At 59.6% G+C, this 18,500-nt stretch carries 15 protein-coding genes; 9 read left to right on the top strand and 6 right to left on the bottom strand.

All coding sequences use genetic code 11. The features are described 5' to 3' along the window. The first annotated feature begins 133 nt into the window (after positions 1-133). The 3 genes from DTF_RS26425 to DTF_RS25245 all read left to right on the top strand — a co-directional run bounded on the left by DTF_RS26425 (position 134) and on the right by DTF_RS25245 (position 2,527). On the top strand, positions 134-970 hold the full coding sequence (locus DTF_RS26425) for a LysM peptidoglycan-binding domain-containing protein (protein ID WP_162148599.1): 837 nt from the start codon (positions 134-136) through the stop codon (positions 968-970). 133 nt (positions 971-1,103) lie between these two features. Continuing rightward, the gene (locus tag DTF_RS0106180) at positions 1,104-1,826 is read left to right on the top strand and encodes a M48 family metallopeptidase (protein WP_027714622.1); all 723 of its coding nucleotides are present in this window, start codon (positions 1,104-1,106) and stop codon (positions 1,824-1,826) included. A gap of 2 nt (positions 1,827-1,828) precedes the next feature. Continuing rightward, positions 1,829-2,527 (top strand): Smr/MutS family protein, encoded by a 699-nt coding sequence (locus tag DTF_RS25245; protein ID WP_051360998.1) that lies wholly within the window; start codon positions 1,829-1,831, stop codon positions 2,525-2,527. A 40-nt stretch (positions 2,528-2,567) separates the two neighbouring features. On the opposite strand, the gene DTF_RS0106170 is transcribed toward DTF_RS25245, so the two are convergent. Beyond that, complete coding sequence (locus DTF_RS0106170; RefSeq protein WP_027714621.1) at positions 2,568-5,132, bottom strand: Rne/Rng family ribonuclease; 2,565 nt, start codon at positions 5,130-5,132, stop codon at positions 2,568-2,570. A gap of 355 nt (positions 5,133-5,487) precedes the next feature. Here DTF_RS0106170 and DTF_RS0106165 point away from each other — a divergent pair, with 355 nt between their 5' ends. The 5 genes from DTF_RS0106165 (at position 5,488) to DTF_RS0106145 (ending at position 11,720) form a co-directional block, all read left to right on the top strand. Next, entirely contained in the window at positions 5,488-7,416 is a 1,929-nt protein-coding gene (locus DTF_RS0106165) for an ABC-F family ATP-binding cassette domain-containing protein (protein ID WP_027714620.1), read from the top strand. A 96-nt stretch (positions 7,417-7,512) separates the two neighbouring features. Then, positions 7,513-8,802, top strand: coding sequence for a ParA family protein (locus tag DTF_RS25240; RefSeq protein WP_051360996.1), 1,290 nt, complete (start codon positions 7,513-7,515; stop codon positions 8,800-8,802). A 153-nt stretch (positions 8,803-8,955) separates the two neighbouring features. Beyond that, on the top strand, positions 8,956-9,951 hold the full coding sequence (locus tag DTF_RS22165; RefSeq protein WP_051360994.1) for a methyltransferase: 996 nt from the start codon (positions 8,956-8,958) through the stop codon (positions 9,949-9,951). 103 nt (positions 9,952-10,054) lie between these two features. Next, positions 10,055-11,008 carry a hypothetical protein gene (locus DTF_RS0106150; RefSeq protein WP_027714619.1) on the top strand — a complete coding sequence of 318 codons (954 nt, stop codon included), beginning with the start codon at positions 10,055-10,057 and terminating at the stop codon, positions 11,006-11,008. 25 nt (positions 11,009-11,033) lie between these two features. Continuing rightward, positions 11,034-11,720: a hypothetical protein gene (locus DTF_RS0106145; RefSeq protein ID WP_027714618.1), complete on the top strand. Its 687-nt coding sequence runs from the start codon at positions 11,034-11,036 to the stop codon at positions 11,718-11,720. 233 nt (positions 11,721-11,953) lie between these two features. Here the strand turns inward: DTF_RS0106145 and arsB are convergent, their stop codons facing one another. From arsB to DTF_RS0106115, 5 genes are all read right to left on the bottom strand, one after another. Then, complete coding sequence (arsB, locus tag DTF_RS0106140) at positions 11,954-13,024, bottom strand: ACR3 family arsenite efflux transporter (protein WP_027714617.1); 1,071 nt, start codon at positions 13,022-13,024, stop codon at positions 11,954-11,956. Between the two features lie 53 nt (positions 13,025-13,077). Beyond that, complete coding sequence (locus DTF_RS0106135; RefSeq protein WP_027714616.1) at positions 13,078-13,497, bottom strand: arsenate reductase ArsC; 420 nt, start codon at positions 13,495-13,497, stop codon at positions 13,078-13,080. 321 nt (positions 13,498-13,818) lie between these two features. Beyond that, the gene (locus tag DTF_RS0106125; RefSeq protein WP_027714615.1) at positions 13,819-15,240 is read right to left on the bottom strand and encodes a radical SAM protein; all 1,422 of its coding nucleotides are present in this window, start codon (positions 15,238-15,240) and stop codon (positions 13,819-13,821) included. A gap of 152 nt (positions 15,241-15,392) precedes the next feature. Next, positions 15,393-15,875: a Cys-tRNA(Pro) deacylase gene (gene ybaK, locus DTF_RS0106120; RefSeq protein ID WP_027714614.1), complete on the bottom strand. Its 483-nt coding sequence runs from the start codon at positions 15,873-15,875 to the stop codon at positions 15,393-15,395. A gap of 32 nt (positions 15,876-15,907) precedes the next feature. Next, positions 15,908-16,708 (bottom strand): rhomboid family intramembrane serine protease, encoded by an 801-nt coding sequence (locus DTF_RS0106115; protein WP_027714613.1) that lies wholly within the window; start codon positions 16,706-16,708, stop codon positions 15,908-15,910. Positions 16,709-17,034: 326 nt separating this feature from the next. Between DTF_RS0106115 and DTF_RS0106110 the strand changes: the two genes are divergently transcribed. Continuing rightward, on the top strand, positions 17,035-18,399 hold the full coding sequence (locus DTF_RS0106110) for an NAD-dependent succinate-semialdehyde dehydrogenase (RefSeq protein ID WP_027714612.1): 1,365 nt from the start codon (positions 17,035-17,037) through the stop codon (positions 18,397-18,399). The last annotated feature ends 101 nt before the right edge of the window (positions 18,400-18,500 follow it).

Raw genomic sequence — 18,500 nt, 5'->3', positions numbered from 1 at the left:
AATACCTGCAGAAAGGATTCGTGCGTCACTGGATGGCCATGGGGATGCTCGCCATCTGTTACATGAAGCGCAACAAGGTAAATATCTGCAGCCCGAGACAAAAAACTATGTGCCCAAGCTTCTGGCAACGCTGTTGATCGCAAAGGAACCGGAAAAATACGGATTCATCGGCCTGGAGTATCACCAACCTATTGAATACGACGTGGTCGAGGTCTCCACCACGACCGACCTGGAGGTTGTGGCCGAACTCTGCGGCGTCTCTTATGACGAGGTCAAGAATCTCAATCCTGAACTGAAGCGCTGGTGCACCCCCCCCGGGCTCAAAAACTATCAGGTGCGCATCCCTGTCGGCACTTCAGAAGGGTTCGCTGAAAAATATTCCCGGATACCGGAGCGGGACAGAGCCAATTATCAGCGGCATAAGGTGAAGCAGGGGGACACTCTCCTCGCTCTGGCCCAACGCCACGATATCCGGGTGGCTGACATCGTCGCACTGAACGGAATCAGCAATCCGCGCGCTCTGAGAATCGGCAGCGATCTCATCCTCCCGCTGAAAAAAGGATACAATCGTCCCCCTGATGGCCTCAAGGATGACTATGTCCGCACCCGCAGACAGACCTATACGGTGCGCAGGGGAGACAGCCTGTGGAGCATTTCCCGCCGCTTCGGCGTAACGGAGAAGGAACTACGGGTCTGGAACCGTCTGGGCTGGAACAATGTCATCCGCCCCGGACAGAAGCTGATGGTTTCATCCACCGGCTCGGCCAAACCTTCGCAGAATTCGGCCAAGACATCGAACGTGCGCAAGATCGTTTACCTGGTCCGTTCCGGAGACACGCTGTGGGATATCGGCCGGCAATTCAATGTGGCGACCCGGCAGATCATGGACTGGAATAAGCTGTCCAAGGATCATATTCTCCGGCCAGGAGACAAATTGACTCTCCTGGTGGGTGACGGCCACAAAGGCTGAGGTGGAGCATCCTCTTTGCTGGCTGCCTCCGCCCGAGAGGCTGCTCAGAAGCCGCCGGATATTGCTTTGACATTTATCGGGTGGATTGCTAAACTCCCTCCGCTGAATATTCTCCGAAAGGACCATCCTTCGCATGCTCAATCTCCTCATTTCCCTGCTTGTCTCATCGATTGTTGCCGTTGCTTTGAGCACTCTTGCCGGTCTCGATTACTGGATTGCCATCCTGGCTTCTCTGGCCGTTTTCACCGCCGTCTACGTTCTTCTGATCCGTTATGTCATGAAGAAGATTACCGCACTCATGGAGACGGCGCAGCGAGACATCCAGGCCGGGCGGACGGAAAAAGCGATCAAGACCCTGCAGAGCGGATACAAGTATTCCAACTGGCAATTTTACATTAAGGGCCAGATCAATTCACAGATCGGCATGATTCTCTACCTGAAGCGTGATTTTACCGAGGCTTTCGAATACCTGCAGAAAGGATTCGTGCGTCACTGGATGGCCATGGGGATGCTCGCCATCTGTTACATGAAGCGCAACAAGGCCGGCAAGATGATCGAGACCTTCGACAAGGCAGTGACCGTCAGCAAAAAAGAGCCGCTCCTCTGGAACCTGTACGCGTACTGCCTTGAGAAGGTGGGCGAGAAGGAGAAGGCCGTTTCCGTATTGGAAAAGGGACTTAAGAAAATCTCTGACGAGCGGCTGCAGGCCAATCTCGAAGCCCTGAAAGAGGGAAGGAAAATGAAGATGAAAGCCTACGGCGACCTGTGGTACCATTTCCATCTGGAGAGCCAGGGGGCCATGATCAAGCAGCAGACAAAAGCCATCCAGGGGCGGCGCAAGATAGTGAGGCGCTAGACGTGTCCGCCAGGAAGAACAGGGATAATTCGGTCGACGGCACCAAGTCGTTTCAGGCAAACCCCTTCAAGAAACTGAAGGGGTTTGCTGCTTCTGCGCCGCCGGAAAAGGACCTGGAGAAAAAAGGTAAGACTGCGGCTCCTCCGCCGGCAGGAGAGGACGATGCAATCCTTTTTGCCGAAGAGATGAGCCGGCTCGGCGTGAAACGGGGCAAGGAAGAGAAGAGCGCACCGCCTGAGAAGGTGTCCGGTGAAGAAGATGTCGCTGCATCAGTGCCTGCCGCCACCGATCGGGAGCTGTTTCTGGATGCTCTCAAAGGAATGGATACTGTTTTCGAAGATGCCTTCCCGCCGGATGAGGAAGTTCTGCAGCAGGCTTTGCCCCGGCGTATGAAGCTGCTGCGGCAGGGGCGTCTGGCGCCGGAGGCTGAAATAGACCTCCACGGCCTGACGCGGGAGCAAGCGCGGACGAAGGTGGGATATTTTCTTGAAGATTCTGTCTACCAGGGGAAAAAGACGGTTTTGATCGTCACCGGCAGGGGCAAGGGCTCGGGAGGTGAGCCGGTGCTGCGCGCCGAAGTTGAGCAATATCTTGCCACCGGGGCTGGAGAATGGGTCAGCGAATGGGGGAGGGCTCCCCGTCGGTACGGCGGCGAAGGGGCGCTGGTGGTGTTTCTGACAGGGAAGTCGAAGAGGATATGAAAAGGCCGGGATCGTGAGATCCCGGCCTTTGTCGATCAGGCTATTCCGTGGTCTCCTTGGTTTCCTCCTTTTGGGCGGCAGGAGCCTTTTTGCGCGGAGCACGTTTCTTCGGCTTCTGCTCCGCTGCGGTCTTTTCCTCCGGAGTGTCCAAGGAGCGTTCGGATTTCGCGCCAAGATCTTCCTTCCCGATCTTTTCAGAGGATCCGGCAGCCGTGAGTTCGGTTCCCTCAGGTGCGGGGGCGGCAACTTTGGCGGGTTCTTTCTTTTTGACCGTGCGCTTTGGCTTTGCTTTGGCAGGCCGGGCTTCTTCGACGGGTTCTCCCTCTTCCGCCATCCTTGCAGAGGCAGATTCCTCAATGGATTTTTCCGGCTGAGTTTTCTTCCGGGACCGGCCGCGTGTGCTGGGCGATGACACCGGATTCCCTTTCTTGGTCGGCGCAGGTCCTTCGCCGGCTTGTTTTTCGGCTTCTGGTGAGGCCTTCACGGCTTGCGCCGCGGCCGTTTTCACCGGTTCCTCGACCATGGAGGGCTTTTCCCGGGGCCGATGCTGCCTCGGTTTGCTCTCCTGAGTGGTTTGAGGAGTCGAGTGAGATGCAGTTTCTTCGGAGAACGCTCCCTCGCGCGCACTCCCACTTTCGGCCGGGGTTCCCGAGGAACCGGTTTCAGCCTGAGCTGCCGGAGCTTCCGCACCGGCAGATGCTTCTGCAACAGCAGGTTTCTTTTTTCGGCTGCGGCGGCGCTTTGGTTTGGTCCTCCCCTCGCTGGACGGCGCCGAGGCGATCGTTTCCTCGACCGCTTCGGGAGCCGTCGAAATGGCTTCCTCGACCGCTTCGGCAGATGATCGGGCCTCTGCTGCCGCCTCTTCCTCCGGGGTTCCTGTTTCCTGTTCGCCTTTTTTCCGCCGGCGACGCCGGCGACGCCTCTTTTTCCCCTCCCCCTCGACAGCGCCTTCAGCTGCGCCTTCGGCTTCAGGAATTTCCTGAAGTTCGAAGGGTTCGGCGGCTTCTTCGGTTGCCGCAACCTCCTGCGGAGAAATCTTGACGACTGATTCGGGTTCCGACTCGATTTCCGGTATGGCAACCGCGGAGGCGGCGCTGACGTACTCGGGCTCCAGTCTTTCCTTTTCCCTCTTGTGGAACGTCAGCTCAGCCTGGCCTGCGACGAAGTTCGGATGGCCTTTGATGAAAATGGAAAGGTTGCGCTGCCGCTCCATTTCGTGAAGCTCTTCCCGCTTGGAATTGAGCAGGTAGATGGCCACGTCAAGGGGGACTTCCCCTTCGACCAGGCCGATGCTCCCTTTGGCCACTCCGGACTGGACCTTTCGCAGAAAGGCCACCGCCTGTGCCTCGGGGCTCTTGATCTTGCCGCTGCCGAAACAGTGCGGGCAGGTCAGATATGCGCCTTCCGCCAGGGTTGCCTTGATTCGCTGTCGGCTCATCTCCATCAGGCCGAACTGGCTGATGCGTCCCACCGTGACCCGGGCCTTGTCGTTTTTAAGGGCGTTCTTGAGTGATTTCTCGATTTCCCGGATGTGCTTGCGGTCGCGCATGTCGATGAAGTCGATGACGATCAATCCGCCCAGGTCCCGCAGGCGCAATTGACGGCCGACCTCGGCGGCAGCTTCCAGGTTGGTTTTGTAGGCGGTCGCTTCCACGCCTTGCTCGGATGCCATTTTACCCGAGTTGACGTCCACGGCGACAAGGGCCTCCGTCTGGTCGATGACAATGGAGCCGCCGGATGGAAGAGGGACCTTGTTCTTACTGATGGTTTCTATCTGCTCCTCGATCTGGTATCGGGAGAAGATGGGGCGTCGTTCCTGGTGAAGCTTGACAAGCCGGGCGTACTCGGGCATGACCTGTTGAAAGAAGTCCTTGGCTTCCTGGAAAACCTTGGGGTCATCAACCAGGACCTCATCCATGTCGGAGCTGAAATAGTCCCGGATGGAGCGGATGACCAGGTTCGATTCCTTGTAGATCAGCGCCGGCGCCCTCGACTCCTCTCCCATTTTCTGAATGTTCTGGTAGAGGCGAACCAGGTAGTCGAAATCCCTTTTCAGCTCCTCCGTTGTCTGGCCGATGCCGGCGGTGCGCACGATGTAGCCCAGATTAGGGGGCAGGTCGAGAGATGCCATGGCCTCTTTGAGTTTTCTGCGCTGTGCTTCCTCCTCGATCTTACGGGAAACCCCCTTGGTGTCGCTTTCGGGCATCAGCACCATGTAGCGCCCCGGGAGGGAAAGAAAGGTGGTGAGGGCCGCCCCTTTGGTGCCGCGCTCCTCCTTGACAACCTGGAGCAGCAGTTCCTGCCCCCGCCGCAAGACGTCGGAGATGCGCAGGCGTCCCTTGCTTTCGTTGTTTTTTTCGGCGGCCTTGAAGTAAGAAGGGTGGATCTCGCCCATCTGGAGAAAGCCCATCCGCTCGCCGCCGTAATCGATAAAGGCGGCCTGCAGACCTGGCTCGACCCGGACGACTGTTCCCTTGTAGATATTCCCCCGTGTCTGTTCTTTTCCGGCGATTTCGATGTCGAGTTCGCTTAGAATCCCGTCCTCGACGATTGCCACCCGGTTCTCCTCGAGGTGGGTGGCGTTGATCAGCATCTTTTTGCTCATGCAATGTCCTTCCGGCCGCCCCGCGGGACGGCCCTAAATGGTCTTACGGCAAGGCACGACGCCCTGCCGGTGCGGGTCCGGTGCCCGGTTTGCCTTCCGCCGTCTCTGCGTGCTCTTTTCAGGGAAGCATTTCAAAGGATGCGGCGGCGCCGACCCCGGGCGGGATCCGCTGTGATGTTCTATATCCAGAGCCATAAGGGCCCGGTGCAGATAAAGGAAAGGGGCTGTTGCTGAAGCCCTCAAAACGCTCTAATTATAGCAGTAAATAGGAGTTTTGAATAGCGCAATCTATTGTCGAAGCACTCTGCCGATTTCGTGGTTTTAAGACGACGGGGGGTTGTGGTATAAATGGCGCATGTTGCAGCTGAGAAAAGTCATCAAGGATTTCGGAGGTCGGCGTCTTTTTGCCGGCATCGACTGGCATATCCGCCCCAGCGACCGCATAGGCCTTTGCGGCGAAAACGGCGCCGGCAAGACCACCCTCCTGAAGATGCTGGCGGGAAGAGAAACACCGGACGACGGTCAGGTGCAGGCGGCCAAGGGGACGACCTTCGGATATCTCCCTCAGGACGGCCTTGAGCACCGCGGCCGCTCCCTCTTCGTCGAGGTCCGCTCCGCCCTGGGCGAGCTTCTCCGGATGGAAGAGGAGCTTCGCCAACTGGAGCAGGAGATCGCCGAGCACCACGACGTTGAGGCCATGGACCGCTATGCCACGGTCCAGGAGGCTTTTCGCCAGAGGGGCGGCTACACCACGGAGGCGGAGATTTCCAAGGTGCTGCGCGGCCTGGGATTTGCCGAGGAGGACTGGGAGAAGCCCTGCGAACAATTCTCCGGCGGCTGGCAGATGCGTATCGCCCTGGCGCGTCTTCTTCTGCAGCGCCCCAACCTGCTGCTGCTCGATGAGCCGACCAACCACCTCGACCTGCCCGCCCGCGACTGGCTCGAAGGGTATCTCTCCAACTATCCCTTTGCCGTTGTCCTCGTCTCCCATGACCGTTTCTTTCTCGACCAAGTGGTGGGGCGCATCGTCGAGGTCTGGAACGGCGCCCTCACCGAGTATCCCGGCAACTACAGCCGCTATCTCGAAGAGCGCGAGCGTCGCGTCGCCGCCCTGATGGACGCCAAGGAGCGCCAGAACGAGGAAATCGCCAAGACAGAGGCTTTCATCAGCCGCTTCCGTTATCAGGCCAACAAGGCATCGCTGGTTCAGAGCCGCATCAAGCAACTGGAGAAGGTCGAACGCATCCAGGTGCCGCCGCAACGGAAAAAAATCGCCTTCCGCTTTCCCGACCCTCCCAAGGGAGCTCGTCTTGCCGTGGAACTCAAGGGGGTGGAACAGGGATACGGCGATCTGAGCGTTCTTCAGGGGATCGATCTCTCTGTCGAGCGGGGAGAGCGCATTGCTCTCGTGGGTGCCAACGGCGCCGGCAAATCGACCTTGATGCGTCTGCTCGCCGGAGCGGAAGCTCCCCGCCGCGGAGGGCGCGAGGAAGGGCACAATCTGCAACTCGCCTATTTCGCCCAGGACCAGGCGAAGGTTCTCGATTCCGACAAGACGGTCCTCGAGCAGATCACCGTTGCCGCCCCTTTTGCCATGGTGCCGAAGGTGCGCGACATCCTCGGCGCCTTTCTCTTCAGCGGCGACGAGGTGCAGAAAAAAGTGGCGGTTCTATCCGGCGGAGAGCGCAACCGCCTGGCTCTGGCCATTCTTCTGCTACGGCCGGCCAACCTGCTGCTGCTCGATGAGCCTACAAACCATCTCGACCTCCAGTCCAAGGAGGTGTTGCTCGACTCCCTCCGAAGCTACAAGGGAACTCTGGTCTTCGTCTCCCACGATCGCTATTTCGTCGACGCCCTGGCCACCCGGATCATCGAGGTCGGCGGCGGCCGGGCCGACTCCCATCTCGGCAATTATGAGGATTTCTTACGGGCCAAGGCCGCTGCCGGGGACGACAGTCACAGCAGCTGCCGGGTAGAGCTGAAGATCGCAGCCGGAGAGGTCCCGGCTCCACTCGACAAGGAAGATCGCCGCCAGGCGCATCTCGAGCGCAAGGAGGAGCAGCGCGCCGAACGCAAGCGACAGAAGGAACTGGCCGATGTCGAGGAGGCCATAACGGTCAAGGAAGCGGAGTTGACCGAGGTGGAGCGCAAAATGGCCGATCCGCAGCTCTACCAGGACCGGGACCGCTGGCGGGAGGTGTCGCTGCGCCATGGGGATCTTCAAGAGGAAATCACCCGTCTTTACAGTCGCTGGGAAGAACTGCAACTGGCCGAGACCGGTTGATTGGATGGTGGGACAATTGACGGATGCGATGTAGGGGCAATTCATGAATTGCCCCTACGGGCGGGCGGGCACGAAATTCGCCCCTACGGGGAACGCATGGAACCTGTTTCACCCTTCGTGATCACCGTAGCCAGCGAAAAGGGAGGGGTCGGAAAGACCACAATCGCCACCAATCTGGCTGTCTATCTCAAGGCCCTGCGCGAGGACCTTCCGGTCACCATCGCCTCCTTCGACAATCACTTCAGCGTCGACAGCATGTTCGCCATCGGCCGTCGGCGCGGCGCGTCGGTCGCCGGTCTCTTTGCCGGCGTTCCCGCCGCGGAGCTGGCTTCCATGGGGGAATACGGCGTGCAGTTCCTCGCTTCCGACCGCTCCCTGTCGCCCCCCGACGACGACCCTCATCATCTGAGGCGGGCTCTGGACCGTTCGGCTCTTTCCGGCATCCTCATTCTGGATACCCGCCCCATCCTCGACTACTTCACCCGCAATGCCCTTGTTGCCGCCGATCTGGTTCTCGCCCCGGTCAAGGACCGGCCTTCGCTGGTCAATGCCGCCTCCCTTCAGAGCGCCATTCTGGAGGGGGCAGGCGACCCAGCCCGGATGTGGCTCATCCCCAGCCTTATCGACGCCCGTCTGCGCCTTCGGGACAATCTCGGCCTGCGGGAATTCCTGGTCTTCTCCGCCCGGGAGAGGGGCTACCAGGTGGTGGAAACCTGTATCGCCAAAAGTCCCAAGGTGGAAGGGCTGGCGACGAACCTGACCAGCCGGGTCTACCCGGTTCTCACCCATGCCCGCTCCACGGCGGTGCACCGCCAGTTCCGGGAACTGGCCGATTTCGTCCTGCAGCGCTTCGATGCCGCCGGAACAATGAGGGTTCGACCGACTTCTTCCGGCGGATGGACCTCCGACAGTTCTCTCGGAAAGCCGCGGCGGCTGGCCGCTGAGTGTCCGGCCTGCGGCAAGGGAACGCTCCGGGAGGGGGGACACTTCTTCTTCGATCAGCGCAGCCGCCGCCGGGGGGTTCTGCACCCCCGATGCCTGAGAGCCCTCCTCCGGGAGACGGAGCTGAAGACCCTGATGGCGCAGGAAGGAATCCTCGCTTTCACCCTCCGGGGCTCGGGCCTGCTGGGACCGGAGGCGGACGGGATTCTTTCGCTCTACGACGGCGCGGGGGAGGAGATCGCCTCCGAGCGGATGGGGGCGATGGAAGGTCTTTACGAAGATTTCTGGAGCGGCGCCGCCGGACGCCCCTTCGCTGAGCTCTACCGGGAAACTCTCCTGGTTTCCCTGGAAGCTGGGTTGGTGGAACACTTTCTGGCGGGGGAGGGGCGGGCCCGCTTCGCCGAGCTGCGCCAGCGGGTTCTACGGGAGATGTCGGCAAGGTAAAAAAGCTGAAAAACCTGCACGCGGATAAAATCTGATCCGATTCGGATAAAATCGGATAAAGGCATTCTTGTCTTAAATCCGCCTTTATCCGATTTGATCCGCGTTCAATTAGATTTTCATTTTTTGTATTAATTTTATCGAAATGGAGGTCCCATGAAGATCGAATCGTTTCGCGACCTGCAGCGCCTGGCCCACGGGTTTCAGATGGCGAAGGTTTTCTTCACCGCCAATGACCTGGATCTCTTCTCCAGGCTGGAGAAGGGGAGAGAGGCGGCCGAACTGGCCTATGAGCTCCAGGTTGACGGGCGGGCGCTGAGTCTCCTGCTGAACGCCCTGGTGGCGCTGGACCTCCTGCGCAAGGAGGGAGAGTTGTACCTGAATGGCCCCGTCGCCGAAGAGTTTCTTGCCGGCGGGGCAGGATACCGCGGCAGCATCTTCAAGCATATCCATCACTGCTGGGAGGCCTGGAACGGGCTCCCCGAGGTGCTGCGCACCGGCCGACCCGCCGAGTCACGGGAGGCCGCCATCCTCGGGGAGAGGGAGGAGTGGACCCGCGACTTCATTCGCGGCATGGACGACGTCACCCGGGACCTGGCGCCCCAGGTGGTGCGGCAGTTGGACCTGGGAGAGGCCCGCGTCCTGCTCGACGTAGGAGGAGGCCCCGGCACCTATGCCGCGGCGTTTCTCGAGGCCCATGAGAACCTGCGGGAGGTGCGCCTCTTCGACCTGCCGGGAGCCCTGGAAGTCGGACGGGAAAAACTCGCGTCCAGGGGGATGCTCGACCGGGTCCGTCTGCTCCCCGGGGATTTCCACCGCAACGAACTGGGGAGCGGGATTGACGCCATCTGGATCTCCCAGGTCTTCCATTCCCAGGACGAGGAAGGGTGCCGGATGCTGATCGAGAAGGCCTGGCGGGCTCTGAATCCCGGCGGACAGCTGATGGTCCATGAGTTTCTCCTCGACGAAGAGAAGACCTCACCGATGAATGCCGCTCTCTTTGCCGTGCACATGCTGGTCATGACCGAAGGGGGACGGTCCTACAGCGGCCCGGAGATCGCCGGGTGGATGGCCGAGCAGGGGTTCGAGGAGCCGCACGTGCTCAAGGTGAGTGACGATACGGGGGTGGTCCTGGCTCGCCGGCCTCGCTGAGATTGGACCGCCGGGCCGGATCATTTCTTGACAAGGAGAAGCAAATACATTAATAACCTCAGATTATTTCCTTGAATCCATTGCGACTGTCCGAGGTTCGTCCATGATCCTGCTCCCCCGGGGAAATCCCGTAAAAGAGAATATCGATCCCAGCCGGATTAATCTACCCGATGCCTTTTCAAAACTGAGTGGAAGCGGCTTCTCCGGGTATCTGCGATTCGAAGGCCGGGGCGGGGAGGCCATCGTCATCTATGCCCGGGGAAAGATGATCAGCGCGCTTTTCGAGGGATCCGGGGATCGACTGACCGCCCGCGGCGCCCTCGCCCGCATCTTTACCCATTCTCTTGCAGGAGGCGTCAGGCTCGATATCTACCGGTTGTCATCCGAGCTGGCCCTGAGCATTCATGCGCTGCTGCACGGCAAGGTGCTTTTCCAGGGGCAGGAGCTCAAGCTTATCGATATCAAATCCCTGCTCCGCCGGCTCAAGACGGATCGGTTGAACGGGTGCCTGCGCATCTATACCGACGATCATATTGCCCTTATCTTTTATCGGGACGGTGAGCCCTTGGGCTTTTTTCACGACGGTTCGACGGAGATCGAAACCGCCGCTGACACCTCCATGTCCGTGGCCCGTCTTCCCGGGGCCAAAATCGATATCCTGGCGATGAAGAGTTCCGAGGAAGAAACCCTTGAGGACCTCGCCGATTTGAACGATCTGCCCGTTCTTTGGGGGCAGTCGAAGGAGCTTGTGATCCGGCAGCGCCGGATGGCAGAGTCGGAAGCCAACGACTCTCGGGAGCAGCGGGCGAAGGAAAAAGGGCAGAAGGTTCTCTCCTTTTTGCGGGGAACCGCCGAGCGGCATATCGGAAGAATCGGCGTGTCGCTGGTGGAAAAGGAATTCGACAGGGCCGCGGGGCAGGGGGCGGTCGCCGGCGAGGACCTGGCCGCCTTCTACGAACAACTGACGCGGGGGGCCAAGCTGGTGGCCGGCCCTTCCAAGGTTGCTGCCATGATCGAGGATATGAAAAGGGGCATCAAAGCCCTGCTATTGTCATGATATTAGGACTTCAGGAGATTTTCGGATGGATTGGAATGTATTGCAGGTTCTCTTCTGGGTGATCGCCGGCCTCGTTTCCTTCTACTTCAGCCTCGGCAACGCCCGGGTCTGGACCAGCATCGCCGTCGGTTTCTTTCTCATCCTGGTCGGCGAGATCATTCCCCGCGCTCTTCCTTTTCTGCCCGGCGTCGATATTCCCCAGGTCCAGGCCATGGGCTATATTGTCGGCACGATCGCCATCATGGTCATGACCCACGGGTTCATGGAATATTACGTTTTTTCCCGCACCTTGGAGCTGGAGGGGAAAAAGCTTAACGTTTACCTCGGAACCCTCGCGGTGCTGGCCGGATCGGTGGTCTTCATCCTGATCAACCCCGAGCCGGGCAAGGGTACCCTGCGGACCATCGCGGTGATACAGAACGCCAACTGGGTCTTCCTCTCCCTGATCAATATCGACATGATCCGCAAGATCCACGGCAACGTCAAAGGCAGTCCCATCAGCAGGGGATTTGTGGCATTTATCGGAGTCTTCGTCTTCATCTTTCTATGGAAGGGGTCGGAACTCTACATCCAAGTATACGATCTCGCCGAGCTGTCCGGTCAGTATCCTTTCCGCTATCAACTTTCGGTGGTCGTCGGCAACATCGGCAATCTGCTGGCCGGCATCTCCGTCGGTGGGACATTCCTCTACCTGGCGCGGCTGCTGCGGTAGGGTCCCCACCTCGCTTGGCGAGGAAGAGGAGTAAGAATCAGATAAAGAAAAATCCACGGTAGTTCCAATCCCGTCCCGCAACGAATTTGCATGGCACGACAGAATGGTGGACAGACCCAATTGGCTGCCTTTCGAAAGATCGATTTCTTGAAGGTACGGTATGGGTGCCTGCCGTTTGTTTCCACACCAAGCTCCTGGTTTTGAGGAAGATCCAGAGAGGGTGCGCATCCTGTTCAGCTCAGAGATGAGGGTTGCGTCTGGACGGCGAAATAATTCCGCTGGAACCAGAAGGCGACGTGCACCAAACCGATCATCACCGGCACCTCGACCAGCGGTCCGATGACCGCGGCGAAGGCCGCGCCGGAGTTGATACCGAAAACGGCGATTGCCACGGCGATGGCCAGCTCGAAGTTGTTGCTTGCCGCGGTGAAGGCGAGGGTAGTGGTCCTGCTGTAGTCGGCGCCGACTTTTTTCCCCATGTAGAACGACACCAGGAACATCACCACGAAGTAGACGAACAGCGGAATCGCGATGCGCACCACGTCCATAGGGATCTGGACGATCAGCTCCCCCTTGAGGCTGAACATGACGACGATGGTGCAGAGCAGGGCGATGAGGGTGATCGGGCTGATCTTCGGCACCACCACGGCGTGGTAGCGCTCGCGCCCCAGCATCTTGACGCCGACCAGCCGGGTCAGCGCCCCGGCGAGGAAGGGGATGCCGAGATAGATGAAGACGCTCTCGGCGATCTCGCCGATGGTGATGTCGACCACCGCTCCTTCAAGTCCGAAGAGCGGAGGCAGGACACTGATAAAGAACCAGGCGTAGACGCTGAAGAAGAGGACCTGGAAGACGCTGTTGAAGGCGACCAGTCCGGCGGCGTACTCGCTGTTCCCCTCGGCCAGCTCGTTCCAGACGATGACCATGGCTATGCAGCGCGCCAGTCCGATCATGATCAGGCCCACCATGTACTCGGGATACCCCTGGAGAAAGACGATGGCGAGGATGAACATGAGGATCGGGCCGATCACCCAGTTCTGCACCAGGGAGAGACCGAGGATCTTCTTGTTGCGAAAGACATCCGGCATCTCCTCGTACCGCACTTTGGCGAAGGGCGGGTACATCATCAGGATCAGGCCGAGGGCGATGGGGATGTTGGTCGTGCCGACGGTGAAGAGATTGACGAAATTCTTGACCCCCGGGATGAGCCAGCCGGCTCCGATCCCCACCGCCATGGCGACGAAGATCCAGAGAGTGAGATAGCGGTCGAGAAAGGAGAGTTTTTTTGAAACACCTGAAGACATGGTTAATCCTCCATTGATTCAGATTGTGATGCACGGGCGCGGAAACCGTCCCCCTACGCCAATTCGTTCTCGAAAAATTCCCGCATCTGCCGACGAATCTCATCCCGCACTCGACGGAAGGCGTTCATGACCTCTTCTTCCGTCCCCTGCGCGCTGGCCGGATCTTCAAAACCCATATGCAGGCGCTTCACTCCACCGAAGAAGAGGGGGCATTTCTCGTTGGCATCTCCGCAGAGAGTTATGACATAATCGAAAGGCTGCCCCTCGTACGTGCTGAGGTGCTCCGAGCTGTTGCCGCTGATGTCGATGCTGACCTCGGCCATCACCCGCACCGCTTTCGGGTTGAGCCCATGCGGCTCGGTGCCGGCCGAGTAGGCTTCGAGCCGGCCGACGAAATCGTGATTGGCGATGCCGTCGGCCATCTGGCTGCGGCAGGAGTTGCCGGTGCAGAGGAACAGGACTTTCTTCTTCACTTTGTCGCTCTCTTTTCGTTATTAGTATCCGCATGAGCGGATTGATTCGGCAAAACAATCAAATTATCGCGCCCCCCCTAAAAAATTTTCTCGGACCGGTCTTTCTCGTTTTCTTCTGCTTTGAATATATCCGCATAAGCGGATAGGAGCAACCGGAAAAAAACGCGGTGTCGGAGAAATCCGATGGGAATGGAACCATCTACAAAAAAACTTTGACGAACAGGACGATATGGCCCCGGAAATCGAGGGGGAAAAGGTCCTGATGACAAGTAGTGAGGATGTGGTTCTGACCCGTGCCAGGCTGCGGCCGGCCGCCCCGCCCTAGAAATACTCCTGCAGCCCCGCGGCAATGAACTCGCAGCAATGAATATCAGCCCATGGCCCGGACTCTTCGGCTTCCCGGGTTTCCCCTTCCCCTTGCAGGTATCGTTCGGCAAAGAGCCCGATCTCTTCCCCTGTCATTTCCTTCTCCACCATGGTTCGCCAGCGCTCGACCACAACCTTCCTGCCGGTTGACAGCTTCACCTCGGTAAAGGCGTTGCGGTAGCTGACCGACTCGCGCATCATTGCCTCACCGTAGCCGACCAGCAGTCGGAAGGGTGAGAAGTCGATCAGCGGCCAGAGGGCGGCTCTGAAGAAGAGCCTGTCGCGGGCGCTGCTGAGGGCCCACGATTCCCCTGCCGCTCCTGCTGATCGGAAGATGTCGGCCTGCCGGACCAGGTCGGCGGAATCGCCGGCAAGGGCGAGAGCGCGGATAGAGCCGGCGGTGGTCAGGTCCTCGTACCCCTTCATCATGACTCCGCCTCCGCGGCGCCGCGCGGCGCTCCGCTGGAAGCGGTTTTTGTAGACGAAGGAACAATAATTGACCGGCAGATCAATGCCGCGGTCGAGGCCGTGCCGGAGGAGTTCGAGAGCGGTCAGCTCCGATTCCAGGACGGTGACTTTCTCGCCGTGCAGGAAGGTGTAGGGTCGTCCGGTGAGGCGGGGGAGATTGTAGGGGGTGAGGCGCATCTGGTGCAGGTTGAGGTGGTCGATTCCGGAGTCGGCCATCTCCGCAATCAGACCTTTGAGCCGCTCCGCCTCCTCCGGGACGGCGGGGATCTCAATAGTGACTGTGGGGATGATTCCGACCGCAAGGCTTGCGGAGGTCAGCGAATAGCCTACGGCGCCGATGTCGAAGCGGATCTCGTCCAGGCCGGCGTCGCGCAGGCGCAGCAGGATCTCCCGGTCGACCCGGGTGCCGTTGGTGTAGAGCCAGGTGTGCAGATCTGCGCCGAACCGGCGCTTGACGGCCGTCAGAAAGTCGATGGTGCGTTCGGGGGTGAGCAGGGGTTCGCCGCCGGAGAAACTCGCCCCGCGAAAGCCGAAGCGCTCCAGGTAGGCCACGTAGTCGGCGGGGGTGCGGAAGGTGAAGGTATTGGTGGTCGGCAGCCCTGTATCCTCCTGCTCCGTCGGGCAGTAGAAGCATCGAGCGTTGCAGCGACCGTTGATGAAGAGGCACGACCAGGCGCCCTCGGCGCAGAGGCGGCAGCCGGGGGAGAGCCGGCGCATGTCGAGCTTACTGCCGCGGCAGCCAATCTCAACCCGTCCGGACAATGAATCGAGAAGTTCCTCTCGGCGCGAGGCGGCCTGACGGAGCGCTTCCGGATCGGCAAATTTCAGAAGGGAATAGGACTCGTCGTATTCGTCGCGGTTGGCCGCGATGAGACGTTGCCGCCGGTCTTCGGACAGGGAACCTGCCATGGAGCACCCTCCGGTGAGAGAATACGGAAAAGATGCATCTAGATATCCGAAAGCGCGGCAAAAAACAATCGAAATTTTATGGCGTTTTCCGGCCCTGAAACTTCCACCTTGGCAGAGCGGATTCCGGCCCGGGCGAACACAGGGGGGGCGCCCTACTGTCCTGCCTTTACCGGTACCGGTTCGAGAACACGCATCAGTTCCTTCGGATCGATCTCAACCAGAAAACCGCGTCCCCCGCCGTTGATGTAGATCGCCGGCAGACCGAGAATGGTCTCCTCCATGTAGACCGGCATCTTCCGGCGGGTGCCGAAAGGGGAGGTCCCTCCCACCTGGTAGCCTGAATGCCGGTTGGCGGCCTCGGGGGTGCAGGGTGAGAGGGTCTTCGCGCCGATGGTTCTGGCGAGCTGTTTCGTAGACACCTCCATGTCGCCGTGCATCAGAATGATGAGGGGCTGTTTGTTTTCATCCTCCATGACCAGCGTCTTGATCACGCAGTGCTCGTCCACTCCCAGCTCCCGGGCGGAGACGGCCGTGCCCCCACGCTCCTCGTAGATGTAGAGGTGAGGGGTAAAGTCGACCTTTTCCTGCCGCAGCACCCGGATCGCCGGGGTGACGGGAAACTTCTCCTTGGCCATGGATGAAACTCCTTGTATTTTATCTTCCGTCTTCAGTTCCCGAACCACGACAACACCAGCATCGCCAGGCTGATGACGATTGCCGCCAGGCTGATGCTGCCCAGCACATTGAAAATCGGATCAAAGGTCTTTCGTGCCCGGACCGAGAGGGGAAGAACCAGCCCGAGGACAGCGCCGCCGAGGGCGCCGCCGAGGTGGCCGGCATTGTCCGCGCCGACGAGCAGCCCGAAGATGAAAGCGAAGAGCGCCCACTGGAACATGAAGTTGCGGATCTGAATCCCGGCCGGCCCCATCCGGTGGAAGTAGACGACGGCGAATCCGATCAGGCCGAAGAGGGAACCGGAAGCGCCGACCACCGGTACGGCCGGGTGCCAGAAGTAACCGGCGATCGTGGCGGTGAGGGCCGTCAGGGTGTAGAGAAAGAGGTACCTTCCGGCGCCGACCTCGAATTCAAGGAGGGGGCCGACCTGGTAAAGAACCACCATGTTGAAAGCGAGGTGAATGAGTCCGCCATGGGTGAAGGCGTAGGTGATGCAGCGCCACCATTCCCCTTCAACCAGAACCAGCGGCCAGTACTGGGCGCCGGCGTGGATCAGGAGGTAAGGGTCGGGATTGAGGAGCGGCCGCATTCCGAGGCCGGCGGCGGTCCCCTGAAGAATCATCAGGGTGAAGAAAATGAGATTGAGAAAAATGAGGCTCTTGGTGAGCGCGCCGCTGCCCCGTCCGGGGTTGCGAACGTCATCGAAAAAGCTTCTGGCGTTGCGCTGCCAGCGTTGCACTCGCCATTGCCAGCGGGGGTTCGCGAGGTAGTCGATAAAAGGGAGTGTATTCAATGAGCGCTCCTTCCAACCCTTGATGATGAAATTGCAAAAACCGTTTTCTCACCGCAGAGATCGCAGAGGAAACATTCTAAGATCAATAGTTTTTCTCCGCGAACTCGGCGTCCTCTGGGGAAAATTTGCTTTTTGCGAGGCCATCCTTAATAAAACGAAACTATCGCAGAAAAGAGGGGGAGGGGCAAGCGCTCATCTGCGTCATCTGCGGATACGCGGGCTTAGCATTAACAAAACTTGAAATGGGCCGCAGAATTAGGCAAACTGTCAGCCATATACCGAGGAGAATGGATGTTAATCCCTGTTGCGATTTGAGAGGAGAACTGATGGCACTGGAATCGATCAATCCGGCAACCGGCGAACTTATCGAAGCCTTCGAGGAGTGGTCGCAGGAGAAAACCAGGGGGGTGATCGAGGAGGTCGATGAAGCCTGGCTGTCCTGGCGCCGCACCTCTTTCGCCCGCCGGGCGGAGCTTATGCACGAAGCCGCCGCCGTGCTCAGGCGGAACAAAGAGGAATACGCCCGAATCATGGCCCTTGAGATGGGGAAGCCGATCGGAGACGGCCGGGGCGAGGTGGAAAAATGCGCCTGGGTCTGTGATTTTTACGCCGACAACGCGGAAAGTTTCCTGGCTGACGAGCCCGCCGAAAGTGACGGCTCCAAGGCTTACGTCGCCTTTCGCCCTATCGGCACGGTGCTGGCCGTCATGCCCTGGAATTTCCCCTTCTGGCAGGTCTTCCGCTTCGCCGCCCCGGCTCTCATGGCGGGCAATACCGGAGTGCTCAAACATTCCTCCAATGTTCCGCGCTGCGCCCTGGCTATTGAGGACGTCTTTCGTCAGGCCGGCTTTCCCGTTCACGTCTTTCGCACGCTCATGATCGGCTCCGGCCAGGTCGAAGCCGTCATCGAAAATGAGAGTATCAAGGCGGTCACCCTCACGGGCAGCGACATCGCCGGACGCAAGGTGGCGGCCAAGGCGGGGCAGATGCTGAAGAAGACCGTCATGGAACTGGGCGGTAGCGACCCCTTTATCGTCCTGGAGGACGCCGTCATCGAAGAGGCGGCGACGGTGGGGGCCAAGGCACGCTGCATCAATTCGGGACAGAGCTGCATCGCCGCCAAGCGCTTCATCGTGGTTGACGGCGTCTACGATCGGTTCATCGCGCGCTTCAAGGAGGCCATGGCCGCCCTGAAGGTGGGCGATCCCCTGGAAGAAGGAGTGCAGGTCGGCCCTCAGGCCAGGGAAGACCTCATGTACGAGCTTCACAGCCAGGTGGAGGCCTCGGTGGAGAAGGGTGCCAGCGTCCTCCTGGGCGGGGCTCCTCTTGACCGGAAAGGCTACTTCTATCCCCCCACGATCCTGGCTGATTTGAAGCCGGGGATGGCGGCCTATCATGAGGAGCTTTTCGGGCCGGTGGCCTCGGTGATCCGGGTGCGGGACGAAAAAGAGGCGGTGGAAGTGGCCAATGCGTCCCCTTTCGGTCTGGGCGGATCGGTATGGACGGCCGACAGCGCCCGGGGTGAGGCCGTGGCCGGGCAGGTGGAAGCAGGTGCGGTGTTCGTCAACGGACTGGTAAAGAGCGATCCGCGGCTCCCCTTCGGCGGAGTCAAGATCTCCGGCTACGGCCGGGAACTCTCCCACTACGGAATCAAGGAGTTCGTTAATATCCAGACCATTTGGGTGAAATGATTCGGAAGACGGAAGACGGAAGACGGAAAAACCCTCGGCTGGACCGGGGGTTTTTCCGTTAGAACTGATCATGAATTAAGTTTACTAGGACGCTGTGGAAT

The sequence above is a fragment of the Desulfuromonas sp. TF genome, assembly GCF_000472285.1.
Lineage (GTDB): Bacteria > Desulfobacterota > Desulfuromonadia > Desulfuromonadales > ATBO01 > ATBO01.
This window is presented reverse-complemented; position numbering and strand designations above follow the sequence as displayed.